Annotated in this window: 14 protein-coding genes; 7 read left to right on the forward strand and 7 right to left on the reverse strand. The window is 43.1% G+C overall.

What is annotated here, in order from left to right; all coding sequences use genetic code 11:
* Positions 1-14: 14 nt before the first annotated feature.
* Positions 15-296, forward strand: coding sequence for a DUF4242 domain-containing protein (locus ACEN9X_RS12400; protein WP_091222764.1), 282 nt, complete (start codon positions 15-17; stop codon positions 294-296).
* A gap of 59 nt (positions 297-355) precedes the next feature.
* Here ACEN9X_RS12400 and ACEN9X_RS12405 read toward each other — a convergent pair whose 3' ends face one another.
* The 4 genes from ACEN9X_RS12405 to ACEN9X_RS12420 all read right to left on the reverse strand — a co-directional run bounded on the left by ACEN9X_RS12405 (position 356) and on the right by ACEN9X_RS12420 (position 7,120).
* Entirely contained in the window at positions 356-1,450 is a 1,095-nt protein-coding gene (locus tag ACEN9X_RS12405; protein ID WP_413670662.1) for a phosphatidylinositol-specific phospholipase C1-like protein, read from the reverse strand.
* A 75-nt stretch (positions 1,451-1,525) separates the two neighbouring features.
* Positions 1,526-3,142 carry a RagB/SusD family nutrient uptake outer membrane protein gene (locus tag ACEN9X_RS12410; protein ID WP_413670663.1) on the reverse strand — a complete coding sequence of 539 codons (1,617 nt, stop codon included), beginning with the start codon at positions 3,140-3,142 and terminating at the stop codon, positions 1,526-1,528.
* Between the two features lie 20 nt (positions 3,143-3,162).
* On the reverse strand, positions 3,163-6,156 hold the full coding sequence (locus ACEN9X_RS12415) for a SusC/RagA family TonB-linked outer membrane protein (RefSeq protein WP_413670664.1): 2,994 nt from the start codon (positions 6,154-6,156) through the stop codon (positions 3,163-3,165).
* A gap of 343 nt (positions 6,157-6,499) precedes the next feature.
* Positions 6,500-7,120 carry a hypothetical protein gene (locus tag ACEN9X_RS12420; RefSeq protein ID WP_413670665.1) on the reverse strand — a complete coding sequence of 207 codons (621 nt, stop codon included), beginning with the start codon at positions 7,118-7,120 and terminating at the stop codon, positions 6,500-6,502.
* Positions 7,121-7,500: 380 nt separating this feature from the next.
* Here ACEN9X_RS12420 and ACEN9X_RS12425 point away from each other — a divergent pair, with 380 nt between their 5' ends.
* A complete protein-coding gene (locus ACEN9X_RS12425; RefSeq protein ID WP_413670666.1) occupies positions 7,501-8,664 on the forward strand; it encodes an MFS transporter in 1,164 nt (387 codons plus the stop codon).
* Positions 8,665-8,998: 334 nt separating this feature from the next.
* Here the strand turns inward: ACEN9X_RS12425 and ACEN9X_RS12430 are convergent, their stop codons facing one another.
* From ACEN9X_RS12430 to ACEN9X_RS12440, 3 genes are all read right to left on the reverse strand, one after another.
* Entirely contained in the window at positions 8,999-10,039 is a 1,041-nt protein-coding gene (locus tag ACEN9X_RS12430; RefSeq protein ID WP_413670667.1) for a DUF4097 family beta strand repeat-containing protein, read from the reverse strand.
* 85 nt (positions 10,040-10,124) lie between these two features.
* Positions 10,125-10,508: a VOC family protein gene (locus tag ACEN9X_RS12435; protein ID WP_413670668.1), complete on the reverse strand. Its 384-nt coding sequence runs from the start codon at positions 10,506-10,508 to the stop codon at positions 10,125-10,127.
* Positions 10,509-10,539: 31 nt separating this feature from the next.
* Positions 10,540-11,025, reverse strand: a complete 486-nt coding sequence (locus tag ACEN9X_RS12440) for a peptide deformylase (RefSeq protein ID WP_413670669.1) — start codon at positions 11,023-11,025, stop codon at positions 10,540-10,542.
* Between the two features lie 194 nt (positions 11,026-11,219).
* On the opposite strand from ACEN9X_RS12440, the gene ACEN9X_RS12445 reads away from it, so the two are divergent.
* From ACEN9X_RS12445 to ACEN9X_RS12465, 5 genes are all read left to right on the forward strand, one after another.
* Positions 11,220-11,792 (forward strand): Crp/Fnr family transcriptional regulator, encoded by a 573-nt coding sequence (locus ACEN9X_RS12445; protein WP_091222718.1) that lies wholly within the window; start codon positions 11,220-11,222, stop codon positions 11,790-11,792.
* Positions 11,793-11,901: 109 nt separating this feature from the next.
* Positions 11,902-12,435 (forward strand): YceI family protein, encoded by a 534-nt coding sequence (locus tag ACEN9X_RS12450; RefSeq protein WP_413670670.1) that lies wholly within the window; start codon positions 11,902-11,904, stop codon positions 12,433-12,435.
* Between the two features lie 29 nt (positions 12,436-12,464).
* A complete protein-coding gene (locus tag ACEN9X_RS12455) occupies positions 12,465-12,683 on the forward strand; it encodes a tautomerase family protein (RefSeq protein ID WP_091222767.1) in 219 nt (72 codons plus the stop codon).
* A gap of 4 nt (positions 12,684-12,687) precedes the next feature.
* Positions 12,688-13,422, forward strand: coding sequence for an SDR family NAD(P)-dependent oxidoreductase (locus ACEN9X_RS12460; protein ID WP_413670671.1), 735 nt, complete (start codon positions 12,688-12,690; stop codon positions 13,420-13,422).
* A 1-nt stretch (position 13,423) separates the two neighbouring features.
* A complete protein-coding gene (locus ACEN9X_RS12465; protein WP_091222729.1) occupies positions 13,424-13,876 on the forward strand; it encodes a nuclear transport factor 2 family protein in 453 nt (150 codons plus the stop codon).
* Positions 13,877-13,885 lie beyond the last annotated feature (9 nt).

Consider the following 13,885-nt stretch of genomic DNA (forward strand, 5'->3'; position numbering starts at 1 on the left):
TTAAATCATGTTTTATGAAAAAATTTGTTATTGAACGGGAGTTACCGGGGGCCGGTAACTTGTCGCCCGAAGAATTACAGGCAATTTCACAGGCATCGTGTTCGGTTGTGAATGAATTGGGTAAGCCCTATCACTGGATCCAGTCGTTTGTTACTGCCGATAAGATTTACTGCATCCACATTGCCGAAAGCGAAGATGTTGTGCGCGAGCATGCTTTGAAAGGTGGCTTCCCGGTAACCAGCATTGCCGAAGTTAAAGCCATTATTGATCCCACTACCAGCACCATGACTGTATAAAATCAAACAGGCCCGGGTTTTGAAGCCGGGCCTGTTTGATTCGTGTATAAATGCATGACTTACTTACCTACCGAAGCTGAGGCTGTTGTTTTAAACAGCGGATTTTCTTTGAAATAAGTGCCTCCGTTAAAGCTGATCACATAATCTGAGCTAAAATGGGTACTCTTTTTATAATAATCGGTACTGATGATTTGCGCGCCTGATTTTTGCGCTGCTTCAAAAGAACTCATGTCGTTGGCACGGGCTTCCTGGGTATCCGAATCGGCGCGGGTACGGATGATGTAACCTTTCTTAACCAGTTTCTGAATTGCTGCCAGATCCTTTTTAGCATCGTTCATGATGTGGATGGCTGCTTCAGGTGTGCCGGGTTGTGCATCGGCAAATAATACGCGGCCTTTCAACGATGGATGCCCCGCGATATAGGCAGCCCTTTTTTCACCTTTCTCATCAAGAATAAAGATGAACTTACCTTTAGCTGCTTTCAAAGTTGGCCAGTTGTTACGCAGTACCGCTGCCTCAAGGGTTTTGTATGTACCGCGTACATCATCTGGTGTAATTAAATATTGTTTGCCAAGGTTATCCAATATCGCTTTATCCAGATCGGCAAAGGTTTTAGCTGTAAATTTTTCCGGAACAGTGAATCCTGGTTTATCCGAAGCCTCATCTTTGGCGTTCATGGTAATGTATATGGGGTTATGATCCGGGTGTTCATCACTCCATTTCTTCAGCTCCTGCAGGCAAAGCTTAAAAGTGGCGCAATTGCTGCGGAAATCAATATCCTCTATGTGGAATACTTTAAAGCCCGGCTCCTTCATTACACCCTGAGTATCAAAAGCCGGCTGACCCGGTACCCAATCCAGCCCTTTAGGATGGGCATATTTGCCACCTTTGGTATCGGCATAAACGTCAATTTCCAAAGCGTTTAAGCCTAAATTAAGCTGGTCGGTGAGACTGATGTGCTCATAATCAATCTTACTCATGCCAACCGAATCGCGCTGTTGCAAAAAACGGAACAGCTTTGGGTTGATGGCCTGTTTATAGCTATTGTGCGAGCCTATTACCTGAAAATGGTTCATTTTCTGGTCGCCGGGATTGCTCAATAATGCTGATGCTGAAAGAACAATGCCAGCAATTAATCCGCCTGTAAGTTTCATTTGGTAAATATATTATTGGTTTAATAAACAAAGCGCAAAAGGCCCGCCTTTTGCGCTTTGTAAAAAAGTTATTGATTAATAACCCGGGTTTTGTTTCAGGTTAGGGTTGGTTTTTAATTCGGTAGACGGAATTGGATATAACCTGCGGGTTGGATCGGTGTTCATTTTCAGATCATCGGTTTTGCCGCCCATTACCGGTAGCGGGTATTCCTTCTCGAATAAACCATAACGGATCAGGTCATTACGGCGCCATGCTTCCCATGAAAGCTCACGTGCGCGCTCATCCAGCAAAGCATCCAAATCAATTGATGTGGCAAGCTCCGCGTGCGCACGGGTACGTAGCTTATTTACTAATGTAAGTGGAGTTTGCGCGTCGCCGTTTATAGTGGTTGGTGCTGCGCCGCGTAAAATAGCTTCGGCTTTCATCAGGTAAATATCGGCTAAACGGAATACCGGAACGTCGTTACTGTTTAAGCGGGTTGCCTGGATGATGTTAACATCAGGATAATATTTGATGGAACGTACACCTTCAGACTGCGAAGTAGTCACATCATTACCCAAGTCCATCGGTTTTAAACCGGTGAGTGTTAAGGTTGGGATAATGTTAATTTGCTTGGTAGCATTCGGGGCCGGATAGTAAACCGGCTGGTTAGTGAAACCACCATTGCCATCAGGGTAATATTGCGGACCGGCCAGCCAGGTTTTGGTACGGTCGTCGCCCGGGATGTTAAAGCGGTTATAAAACTCAGGCGTAGTGCTCATGGCAATACTTAAACCAACGTTAAAGCCGTACGCCTGGGCCAGGTAATAGAAGAAGCCGAAACGGGTAAACTGGTTGCCCGGGATTTGCTGGTCATAAGGAACTGCGAAAATGGTTTCATTAACCTGCGGACCGTTGGTTGGCAAAAATATGTCGCGGTATTTTGCATCCAGGAAGTAGTTGGTATTGGATTGCACGCTATCGCACATGGCAACGGTTTCCTGGTAACGGGTGGTGCCGGTGTATACACCCGAGTTTAGGTACATTTTTGCAAGCAGGGCAAACACCATTCCTTTTGTCGGGCGGCCGTATTGGCCTACGTTAGTTGCGGCATTGCTGCTTTTGGCAGGTAATAACGGTAAAACACTTTTAAGTTCGCTTTCAATAAACTCATACACTTTAGCGCGTGGCTGATTGGTAGGTTGCGTAGTCACCGGGAAGTCGGTGATGATAGGAACGTTGCCATACAGGTCCATCATGAAGTAAAGGTATAAGGCGCGCATTGCTTTAACCTCAGCAATTGACGACGCTTTTTTCGCCGCTGTTGACGAGGACGCATTGATAACAGTAATAATACGGTTACAGGTATTGATACCACCGAAACCCCATTGCCATACCCCGATAACGTTCGGGTGGTCAAAGGTCCAGGTGTGGTAGTGTAACTGGCGGTATTGACCTCCGTCGTCAAAGTTACCGTCGCGGGCAGGTAGGATAGCCTCATCTGTCGACATATCCTGCATACGCCAGTAAGGCACTGCGTAGCTTGACGAAAGGTTTGAATAAATAGTACCCAACAATGCAGTATAGTCAGCATCGGTAGTTGGGAAGTTGGATTTTACGTATTGTGATTCAACAGGTACATCTAATTTTGTACATGAATATGTGCCAATCATGGTAGCGAAAGCGGCACATGCTAAAAATATCTTTTTCATCTTTTGTCTTTCTGGGTTTATTAGAATTGTGCAGTTATACCTAAGCTGAACGTGCGTGTTTTAGGATAGAAATCGCGATTATCGATACCCGGGGTTAAGCCGCCTATGTTAACTTCGGGATCAACACCACGGTATTTAGTGATGATGAAAATGTTATTGCCCGAAGCATAGAAACGTAAGCTCTTGATAGCCTGGATATGCGGTTTAATGGTGTAACCTAAAGTAGCGTTATCCAAACGCAGGTATGAGCCGCTTTCAAGGAAACGGTCAGAGATCAGGTAGGCGTTGATATCCTTAAATGATTCGCCTAAGGTAAACCTCGGGATGTTCTGCAGTTTTGAATCGGCAGGGTTGTTCAATGCAGCGAGGGTTGCATTCAGGATCTTGTTGCCATAAACACCACGCACCAGGAAGTTTAAGTCGAAGCCTTTATAGAAGAAACTGTTGCTCCATCCGTAAACCAACTTAGGCTGGGCATCATATTTAATAAACTGATCGGTAGTAAGCGGTTGTGTAGCAGTAGTTGAGCCATCGGCTTTTTGATAGGTACTTACGCCGTTAGCGTTTTTACCAAGATAATGCCACAGGTCAAACGTTCCGATGGCATAGCCAGGCTGTATGATCTGGCTGTAGTTTCCCGATTGGCCTTTACCGCCTAACTGGGCAGTTTGAATAAAGTTAAGGCCGAACTGGCTGTTTGATAAGCTTTGAACAACGTTTTTGTTATGCGAAACGTTGAAAGAGGTGCGCCAGGTAAAAGCCTGTGATTTTACAGGTACGGCATTTAAAACAACCTCGATACCGCTGTTTTTGATTTTACCTACGTTAGCAGTGTAAAACGGATAGAAGTAAAGTGTGGTTGATACCGGGTAGGTATAGATCAGGTCGGATGTTTTCTTGATATAATAATCTACCGAACCGGTTAAACGGTTGTTGAACAAACCGAAATCCAAACCGATGTTGGTGGTAGCAGTACTTTCCCATTTCAGATCGGGGTTGTCGTTACGCACCGGGCCAATAGGGTTAACAATGTTACCATTGCTCAAAAATTTACCACCACCCGGAGGCACACCGTAAATCAATCTTGCAGTAAAGGCATCGAAACCTAAGCTGTTACCGGATACACCATAACCGGCCCTTAATTTCAAATCGCTGATAACAGGAACCGATTTTATGAAATCTTCGTTGGTGATCTTCCATCCTGCAGAAACTGCCGGGAAGTAACCATGGCGCTGGTTAACACCAAATGCCGATGATCCGTCTTCCCTTAATGAAGCCTGTAAAAGATATTTATTTGAAAACTCGTACTGGCCACGGGCATAGAACGATACAAACCTCAACGTAGAAATATAGTTAGGGTTGAACACAATTTGTGAAAGCTGCGTTGGATTTGATAATGCCAGATAGTTGTATGTTAAGGCATCATTTGAAAATCCTTGTGTTTGCACACCAAAGCCGTCATTGTTACGGTCTTGCTGATAAGAGTAACCACCTAATAATTTTAGCGAGTGTTTACCAAACACACGGTCATAGTTAAAATAAGCCTCTAAAACGTTGCTGGTATTGGTATAAGCACTACGTACAGCTACACCTCCTGCATTTACATAAATACCCGATTGGCTGGTAGAGTAGGTGTTAACATTGTTCTGCTCCTTTTGGGTCGATCCGGATACGGTAAATTTTAAACCGTTTAAGATGTCAACCGAAGCAAAACCATTGATCAGTGTTTTGTTATTCTCTGTTCTTGTAAAGTTATTATTTATTAACGATAAAGGGTTCAAAGGACCGCTGCCTGTACGGGTATAGTTTTCTTTATAAGTACCATCGGCATTATAAGGGCTAACCGTTGGCAGATAAAATAAAATACCCGATAGAACCTGGCTTTGGAAAATATCGTTGTTTTTGGTAGCACTGTTAGTAAGGGTGATACCCAGTTTTAAACGATCGTTAAAAAAGCGTTGGTTAATATAGCCTTTGTAAATAGTGCGCTCAAGGCTGGTATTTCTGAGGATACCATTGTTTTTCATGTAGTTTACGCTCGCGCCATACTCCGAATTTGTACCTGCGCCACCATATGAAAGGTTATGGTTTTGTGAATAACCTGTTCTTTCGGCCAGCTTTTGCCAGTTGGTATTTGAGCCGTCATCATCTGCGGTGCTCAATTTAGGTACTCCATTGTCGGTTAAATATTTACGAAGCTCATCGCCGGTAAGTACGTCGATGTTTTTTGATACGTTTTCAACTGCTCCGTAAGCACTGTAAGTTAAGCGGGTTTGGCCGGCTTTAGCCCTGCGTGTAGTAACGATGATTACACCGTTGGCCGCACGTGAACCGTAGATAGCTGTAGAAGACGCGTCTTTTAATACGTCGATACTTTCGATATCGGCGGGGGCCAAAAGGTCGATAGAAGCGCCCGGTACACCGTCAATTACATAAAACGGTTGCTGTGCAGCACCTTCACGCAATGTTGATGGCCCCCTTAATATAGTGGCTGGTTGCTTGTTAGGGTCACCGCTTTTGGTGATGTTTAAACCGGCCACCTTACCTTGTAATAATTCGGCAGGAGTAGTTAGTACGCCGGCGTTAAAATCTTCGGCTTTAACTGAAGTGATAGCGCCTGTTACGTCCTTACGGCTTGCGGTACCGTAACCGATAACCACAACATCTTTAAGTTGTTTGGTGTCGGTAACCATGGTAACGTTAACCACTTTTTTGTCGCCGATGGTTACTTCTTTCGGCAAAGAACCTAAAAAAGTAAATTTGATCACGTCGTCCGGTCCGCTTACCATAACCTGGTAAATACCGTTAGCTGATGTTGAAGTTGCTTTACCTGTACTTTTAACCGTTACTACTACCCCGGGTAACGGTAAGTTGGTTTCGTCGGTAACGGTACCCCTGATGGTACGTTGCTGTGCAAAAGCCATTGATGAGGCTACAAGCATCAGCATAAAAAGACAAATCGTTTTACCCGATCTGTGCCATAATCTAAGAATAGATCTGTAGTTTTTTTCCATAGTTTTTAATTAATGATAACCCCTTTTTAATAGCGGCCTAAGTTGAGCATAGGCGGGCAATAAATTGCTGCAAAGCAACGGTTGTTTTATTATCAGGAAATAAATAAGGAGTTAACTTATCTATTAATTAAAATTGGTATTGCTTTTTTAAAACAAGCTACTTTAAGCTGATTTTCAGTTGTTTGCTTGCCATAAACAAATTGGCACTGTTAATAAAGGGTTAAGGGGCTATAAATTTTAGTGTTTTGTAAAAAGCTTGTTGTTAGGCAATAGAAGAAAATGCAAAGCAAATTTTTATGCTTTTTACAATCAATGGAAAGGGGATGAATATATTTTGAACAATTTACCGTAAGGCCAGCGAAATCATGGTATAATGTTCATTGGTTTGGATAGTGAACATGAATTCATTGTTTTGGTAAATTTTGCTTCCGTGTTTTGTATAAATTATATCTATGAAGTCATGATTTTCAAGATAATCCTGGAATGAGTGATCATGCAATGCCGGGCACATATACAATACTTGTTCCATCCTGATAGCGAGGGCTGTTTTTCGTTTTTTATTCTCCCATCTGTTTTTATCCTGATCGAATGCCCAGCCGCTGTTGATCTTATTGAGTTCGGTAGTGTAAACGCCTGGACCTGCTTTGATGAGCCGCATCATATCCGCCGGAGTTATCTCTCTTTCGGCTGTGTTTAATTTCGGACGATGCCAGTAATATAAAACCCCTAAGATTAGGATAACTGCGATGGTTAACAAAGCAGGCCACCAATAATTTCGACGCTTATCGGGCTCAATAAATTCAGGATATTCATCCGGATGCAATTCATGTTTAATTATAGCAATAGTACGCTTTGCTTCGGTACGTGTAACCCCTTCTCCAACCAACAAAGCCTCAATTTCATGGTCGGTATTGCCGTCGGCAATCATCCATTTTATTTGGTCGGTAATTTGTTGCTTGTCCATTGGTAGTGGTGATGGGATTAGGTTTAGTTTTGAAACTCAAGATACATATTTTTATAAAGACAACACAGAGGAAATAAAAGCAGGAATGGTATCACTTTAAAACACGAGGCACCTACAGAGCCCGAGCATTTTGATTTTGCCTGTCTACAAACACGATACTCCTACGGAGTTTGAAAAAGAATTTAGGCTTTATTACTCCGGAGGAGTATCGTGTTTGTAGAAAATTGTTCTAAAGCAACTATAGGCTCCGTAGGAGCCTCGTGTCTATCATTGGTTTAAATAGGAGTTCCCCAGATAAAAGTAGCCATCATTGTTCAAAAGGCACAGTTTATAATTATCATTGTGCTTCTTTAATTTCAGCTCATCATTTGGCAAAACCAATGAAACGTATCCTCCCCGTAATTGTACTTTCCCAGTTTTTTTGTACTTCGTTATGGTTTGCGGGCAACGCGGTTATGGGCGACATTGCTAAACAATTGCAGCTTGAACCATCTTATCTGGCTTACCTGACAAGTGCAGTTCAACTTGGTTTTATTACCGGAACCCTTGTTTTTGCTATCCTGAGTATTGCCGACAGATTTTCGCCGGCACGTGTGTTTTTTATTTGTGCACTTATTGCCGCTTTTATCAACGGGTTGGCGTGCTTACCGGGTACGGACGCCACTACCATACTGATATTAAGATATTCCACAGGTTTTTTCCTCGCAGGGATCTACCCGGTAGGCATGAAAATAGCCTCCGATCATTATCCGCAGGGATTAGGAAAAGCGTTGGGTTTTTTGGTTGGCGCTTTGGTGTTAGGCACATCATTTCCGCATCTGCTTAAAAGTTTAATGTCGGCATTGCCCTGGCGTTACGTTATATTGTCAACTTCGGTATTAGCTGCTTTGGGCGGATGCGCCATGGTATTGCTTGTGCCCGATGGCGCAGGGAGAAAACAGGGATCAGCGCTGAATCCGGCGGCGTTTGTTAAAAGTTTCGGTAACAAACAATTCAGGGCAGCGGCTTTTGGTTACTTCGGGCACATGTGGGAACTTTATGCCTTTTGGGCTTTTGTGCCGGTTATATTAAGCGCCTATAATACCCGGTATACTGAAGCTAATTTAAATGTGCCATTATTATCCTTCCTTATCATTGGCGTTGGGGCACTGGCCTGTGCGGGTAGCGGCACCCTGTCTCAATATAAGGGGGTGAAAAATGTGGCAGTGTCAGCATTGGCAATTTCATGTATCTGCTGTTTAGTATCGCCGCTGTTTTTGTTTGCCGGTTCGGCGTGGATGTTAATTGCGTTTTTATTGGTTTGGAGTATTGCTGTTATTGCCGATTCGCCATTGTTTTCAACCCTGGTTGCACAAAATGCCGATCAGCAATTAAAAGGTACTGCGCTCACTATCGTTAATTGCATTGGCTTTGCCATTACCATTGTAAGTATTCAACTCATCACCGCTTTACGGACAGTTGAAAACTCCAGGTACGTTTATATGATGCTGGCGATAGGGCCGGTATTGGGATTGGTGGCTCTGGCCGGAAAAAGAACTAAATGAACAAAGAGTTTTCAAGTTCCATCTTGAGATTATCGTGTGGACACATCTTTTTAATCTTATCATTGATAGAAAAAAATGTCATTTCGACGAGCCAAAGGTGGGATTTGTGTGCCAGAGGTGAGGAGAAATCTTCTACGCCCAGTCCATCGCAGCTCTATCTATGACATTTCTTTAAAGATGTGTCCACACGATAATCTCGAGAGGGAATCGCACTGTTCCCTCACTTTTTTAAGTTAACTGTGATGTTAATTCCCTGGATAGAAACCTTAACCGAAAACAAAAAGCTCGGGTTACGTAACCCGAGCTTTTATGCCGTACAGAGGCCAAAATGGTTTTACCTGAATTTAATATTAACGCTTCCGCCAGATGCTTCAGCTTTAACCGGAATACCGCCGCCATTGTATTTGCCGTTAACCCGTTCCTTTTCCCACTGCCCGTTAAATTTGGCAACCGATGATGGTGATACGCCTTCACCACGCAGGTCGAGGTCATAGCCCTGGTTCTGCGGAAGTTCGATATCAACATTGCCTGCGCTTGATTCCAGTTTAAGGTATTTGCCAACTTTAAGCATTTGGGCGTATAAGCCACCGCCGCTGGTTTCTGCACTAACACTGCCTGCCATGCGTTTAAGATCGATGCTGCCGCCTGATGTACTGGTAATGAGCTCGCCGCTGATGTTATTGCCATTAACCCCGCCGCCGCTGGTTTCGGCATTGATAGTGCCTTTTAGATTTTCTAAAGTGATGCCGCCACCGCTGGTTTCAAGCCTGATCTTGCCATTGCAGTTTTTTGCTTCGATACCGCCGCCACTGGTTTCAAGCGAGATATCATCGCCCGAATTGGAAACATGAATGCCGCCGCCCGAAGTATTGCCGCGGATAGTGCCATAAAGCCTGTCAATTTGCAAGCCTCCTCCGCTGGTGCTGAACTTTTCGTTGCCTTTTAAGTTATCAAGAGCAATACCGCCGCCGCTGGTTTCCAGGTCGGTTGAGCATTGTTGCGGTACATAAATGCGGAACGAAATGCTTAGCGAGCTTCTCCAGTTAAAAAAACTCTGGCGTTTACTTTTGGCAACGGCCTTAACTTCATGCCCGCTAACAGATATATCGAGCGTGTAATCTTTATCAAGGCGTTTTTTGATCTCTTCTTTTGAGAGTTCACTACCGTTATTGCCTTTAATGTAAACTTCAATCCGAGGGGCCTGTCCGGCTTGCCCGCTAACCACAATACCTCCGGCCGAAGTACGTACTACAGCGCTGGTAATGGCATCGTTGGCTAAGGATTTAGTAAGGTATAATGAACGGCTGTCGCCATCTTGCGCTGCCGCCACAGCGGTTTGCCCGGCAAGCAGAAGAAGTAAAATATAATTTTTCATAAATGGGGTTTTAATCGTGATACAACTATGACCACTCTTTACCCCTATACGTTACAGGTGTTTTAATTTTTATTTAGATAGTTCTTCAACCCAGCAAGTCCCACAAATTACCAAAGGGATCTTTAAAAACGGCAACCGTGCCGTATGGTTCAACCCGGGATTCACGTACGAAATGGATATTCTTATCTTGCATTGCATGGTAGTCGCGCCAAAAATCGTCGGTTCTTAAAAAAAGAAACACGCGGCCACCTGTTTGTTGTCCTATCCTGCTTTGTTGTTCTTCGCCCACAGCCTTTGCCAGCAATAAACAGCACTCTGATGCACCTTTCGGCCTTACCAAAACCCATCTTTTATTTTCCTTGATCCATGTGTCTTCTACCAGGTCGAAATTCAATTTTTCTGTATAGAATTGAATTGCTTCGTCATAGTCATTAACCACCAATGTAATGTGTGTTATAAATTGCTTCATAAGCAGAAAAATAAGATGAATACATCAACAGTTAAGGCCGCCATTTAAACGACATATTGTCGATGGCGCGCATGGTACATAAAATGCCATTTAAATGGTCGTGCTCATGCTGCATCAGTTCGGAGAGGGCATCGGTCATTGCCCATTGTTGCTGCTGCCAGTTTTCGTCCAGATAATTTACCGTTATGGTTTTATGTCTTTTAACTTTTACCAGCAGGTTAGGAAAGCTCATGCAATCGTCCCAAAGCTCAAAAAGTTCGTCGCTGGCATCCTGTATTTCAGGATTAATAAAAACTACCGGCTTATCAATATTCATATAAACAAGCCGCTTCATGATACCCAACTGCGGAGCTGCTATTGCCCGGCCAAAGTTGTATTTCTGCCTTATTTCCTGCATTACATTGTGCATGTCGGCAATCCAGCCGCTTAGCAGTGGCAGCTCATACTGTAACACTGGATCGCAAACCTGGTACAGGCGTTCATCGCCAAGCAGCAAAATATCGGTCAGTTTTTTCATGCTATGGTAAAAGTAACTTTTTTATCTCCCGGATGGTTGCATTAGCCCGTATTTGAGTTAATTTTATACTCGCCAATTGAACCTGCTATTTTCTTGAATTGCGAAACTAAAATACGCGGAAACCGTATAAACGAGAAAGTTAAATGTTGACTTCCTTATCCAGATAAAGTTTTTTGTAGTTATTTTATTATATCATGCAGCCGAAAGAGATTTTAAAAGAACACGTAAGTAAAACCATTACATTAACCGACGATCAGTTCGATTATTTCTTTTCGCATTTTACCTACAAAAAATTTAAAAAAGGGCAAACTATAATAGGCGAAGGCGATAAAGTAGACTGTGAGTATTTTGTACTTTCGGGCTATTTGAAATCGTTTTTTATCAATGATGACATGAAAATGTTCATCCTGCAGTTTGCCATGCCTACCTGGTGGGCTTCGGATTACAATGCGCTTTATAGCGGCGACCGCGCCACAGTTAATGTTGATTGTATTACAGATGCCGAAGTACTTTGCCTCACCAGCCAGGACCGTGAAAAACTTTGCAAAGAAATTCATGAAGGCGAACACTTCTTTCGCTGGCGTACCAATAAAGGCTATGTGGCTACACAAAAAAGGCTGCTATCATTCATGAATAACGATGCCAAACATCGTTATGAAGAGTTATTGGCGCAATATCCAACACTGTATAATATAGTTCCAAAACAGTTAATCGCCTCGTATTTAGGTGTTTCAAGGGAGACATTGAGCCGCTTATACCATTCTTAAAATGTGACGTACATCACATAAACAGGACGGTGTTTCGATTGTGATGTAGGTCACACAGTTTCCGGGCGGTTAGTACGCAACTTTGTATTGTCATTAAAGACATAACAAAATGGAAACTCAAAAATTTGAAATCATCAGCGCAAAAAGTAATATCGACTGGATTGGTCGTAAAGTTACAGGCGCACACAATGGTACCATTGCTATAAAAGAAGGTTCTTTAACTTTTGCAGATGGGCAGCTAACAGGCGGTAAATTCGCTATCGACACCACATCTATTAAAATACTTGACATAACTGACCCGGCTACCAATGCCCAGTTTGCAGGTCACCTCGCTTCTGACGACTTTTTTAATTCTGAAAACTATCCCGAAGCCCAATTTGTGGTTACCGCTATCAACAAAGTGGGCAACGATACTTATGGTATCACCGGAGATCTGACTATAAAAGGAATTTCTCATTCTGTAAGTTTTGACGCACAGGTTACTACCGCCGCTGATACCGTTAGCGCAACCGGTAAAGTTGTGGTTGACCGTACTAAATACGGCATGAGGTTCCGTTCAGGAAACTTTTTTAAAGACTTGGGCGATACCCTGATCTACAACGATTTTGACCTTAATGTAAACATAACCGCAAAAGCTGTTTAACAAACAGCTTTTGCTTAAAAACCAAAGCCATGCCATACGTAAAAATTGAACTGACCCGCGAAGGTGTTACCCGCGAGCAGAAACAAACCCTGATAAAGGGCGTAACCGATTTGATTGTCAATACCCTGAACAAAGATCCGCATTTAACCCACGTGGTGATTAGTGAAGTTGAGCTGGACGATTGGGGATATGCAGGCGAACAGGTATCAGTACTAAGAGAAAAAGGCATCACTGCCGATAAGAAGTAAAACAATGAAAAAACAAACAATAATCGTTACCGGGGCATCATCCGGTATCGGTAAAGAAATAGCCCGTCATTTTTTAGAAATGGGCGATAACGTAGTAATCAATTCAACAACTGCCGATAAACTGGAAGCTGTTTACCAGGAACTTGGGGCTGGCGAAAACCTGGCCATGGTTGCAGGTAGTGTAAGTGATAAAGCAACAGGCGAAAAGCTGGCCCAAACAGCTGTTGATAAATTTGGCGGCGTTGATGTATTGATCAATAATGCCGGGATTTTCGAAACAAGGCCGTTCCTTGAGGTTGATGAGGCATACCTCGATCGTTTTTTAGATACCAACCTTAAGGGTACTTACTTTACTACCCAGGCCGTAATCCCTCAAATGATTAAACAGCATGATGGCGTAGTGATCAATATAGGCACACCCTTGGTTAACCATGCGCTTAGCGGGGTTCCTATCACCGCACAAATGGCTTCAAAAGGAGCGGTACATGCACTTACTATACAACTGGCCGGCGAGTTTGGTAAAGATAACATCAGGGTAAATACCATTGCACCGGGTACTATCCGTACGCCAATGCACGGCGACAATGCCGATCAAACTGCAGGCTTACACTTGCTAAACCGTGTTGGTGAAGTTGAAGATATTGCACAAATGGCTTACTCTGTTGCCAAAAGCAATTTTATTACCGGCGCCATCATCAATGTTGACGGTGGCACCGCTGCAGGCCGTAACTTAAATTAAAATGAAAACCCTTTTATTAACAGCTTTTATGCTCTGCACATTGCAGGGCATAAAGGCACAAAGCAAAAGCAAAATGGAAACTAACAATCAAGACAAAGCAGCCATTGAACAGGCGCTTGAAACTTACTACTTCAAAGGGATTTATGAAGGTGATGTGGATTTGTTAAAACAGGTGATGAATACAGGCACCCTGCTTTTTGGCGACGTGAAAGGGCAACCCTATGCAAAAACATTAGATGTTTATCTGGACGGTGTAAAAAACAGGCAAAGTCCTAAAGATTCGGGTAAACCATTTGAAGGGAAGATTATTTTTGTTAAAACAGTAAACTCAATTGCCGTTGCCGAAGTAACGGTGAAAATGTATGATTTTAACTACTATGAGTTTTTATCGTTTCATAAAATTGACGGTAAGTGGCTCATCGTAAATAAAATGATCAGCGATACAAGCAAATAATAATAAAAT

It is taken from the genome of Mucilaginibacter sp. Mucisp86 (assembly GCF_047324315.1).
Classification (GTDB): Bacteria; Bacteroidota; Bacteroidia; order Sphingobacteriales; family Sphingobacteriaceae; genus Mucilaginibacter.

What these genes read in the sequence shown, in the direction of transcription:
- ACEN9X_RS12405 (WP_413670662.1), bottom strand. Translation starts at nt 1,450, where the DNA reads ATGAAACTTACAGGCGGATTAATTGCTGGCATTGTTCTTTCAGCATCA.
- ACEN9X_RS12450 (WP_413670670.1), top strand. Translation starts at nt 11,902, where the DNA reads ATGGAAACTCAAAAATTTGAAATCATCAGCGCAAAAAGTAATATCGAC.
- ACEN9X_RS12455 (WP_091222767.1), top strand. Translation starts at nt 12,465, where the DNA reads ATGCCATACGTAAAAATTGAACTGACCCGCGAAGGTGTTACCCGCGAG.
- ACEN9X_RS12435 (WP_413670668.1), bottom strand. Translation starts at nt 10,508, where the DNA reads ATGAAGCAATTTATAACACACATTACATTGGTGGTTAATGACTATGAC.
- ACEN9X_RS12440 (WP_413670669.1), bottom strand. Translation starts at nt 11,025, where the DNA reads ATGAAAAAACTGACCGATATTTTGCTGCTTGGCGATGAACGCCTGTAC.
- ACEN9X_RS12400 (WP_091222764.1), top strand. Translation starts at nt 15, where the DNA reads ATGAAAAAATTTGTTATTGAACGGGAGTTACCGGGGGCCGGTAACTTG.
- ACEN9X_RS12445 (WP_091222718.1), top strand. Translation starts at nt 11,220, where the DNA reads ATGCAGCCGAAAGAGATTTTAAAAGAACACGTAAGTAAAACCATTACA.
- ACEN9X_RS12430 (WP_413670667.1), bottom strand. Translation starts at nt 10,039, where the DNA reads ATGAAAAATTATATTTTACTTCTTCTGCTTGCCGGGCAAACCGCTGTG.
- ACEN9X_RS12460 (WP_413670671.1), top strand. Translation starts at nt 12,688, where the DNA reads ATGAAAAAACAAACAATAATCGTTACCGGGGCATCATCCGGTATCGGT.
- ACEN9X_RS12415 (WP_413670664.1), bottom strand. Translation starts at nt 6,156, where the DNA reads ATGGAAAAAAACTACAGATCTATTCTTAGATTATGGCACAGATCGGGT.
- ACEN9X_RS12425 (WP_413670666.1), top strand. Translation starts at nt 7,501, where the DNA reads ATGAAACGTATCCTCCCCGTAATTGTACTTTCCCAGTTTTTTTGTACT.
- ACEN9X_RS12465 (WP_091222729.1), top strand. Translation starts at nt 13,424, where the DNA reads ATGAAAACCCTTTTATTAACAGCTTTTATGCTCTGCACATTGCAGGGC.
- ACEN9X_RS12410 (WP_413670663.1), bottom strand. Translation starts at nt 3,142, where the DNA reads ATGAAAAAGATATTTTTAGCATGTGCCGCTTTCGCTACCATGATTGGC.
- ACEN9X_RS12420 (WP_413670665.1), bottom strand. Translation starts at nt 7,120, where the DNA reads ATGGACAAGCAACAAATTACCGACCAAATAAAATGGATGATTGCCGAC.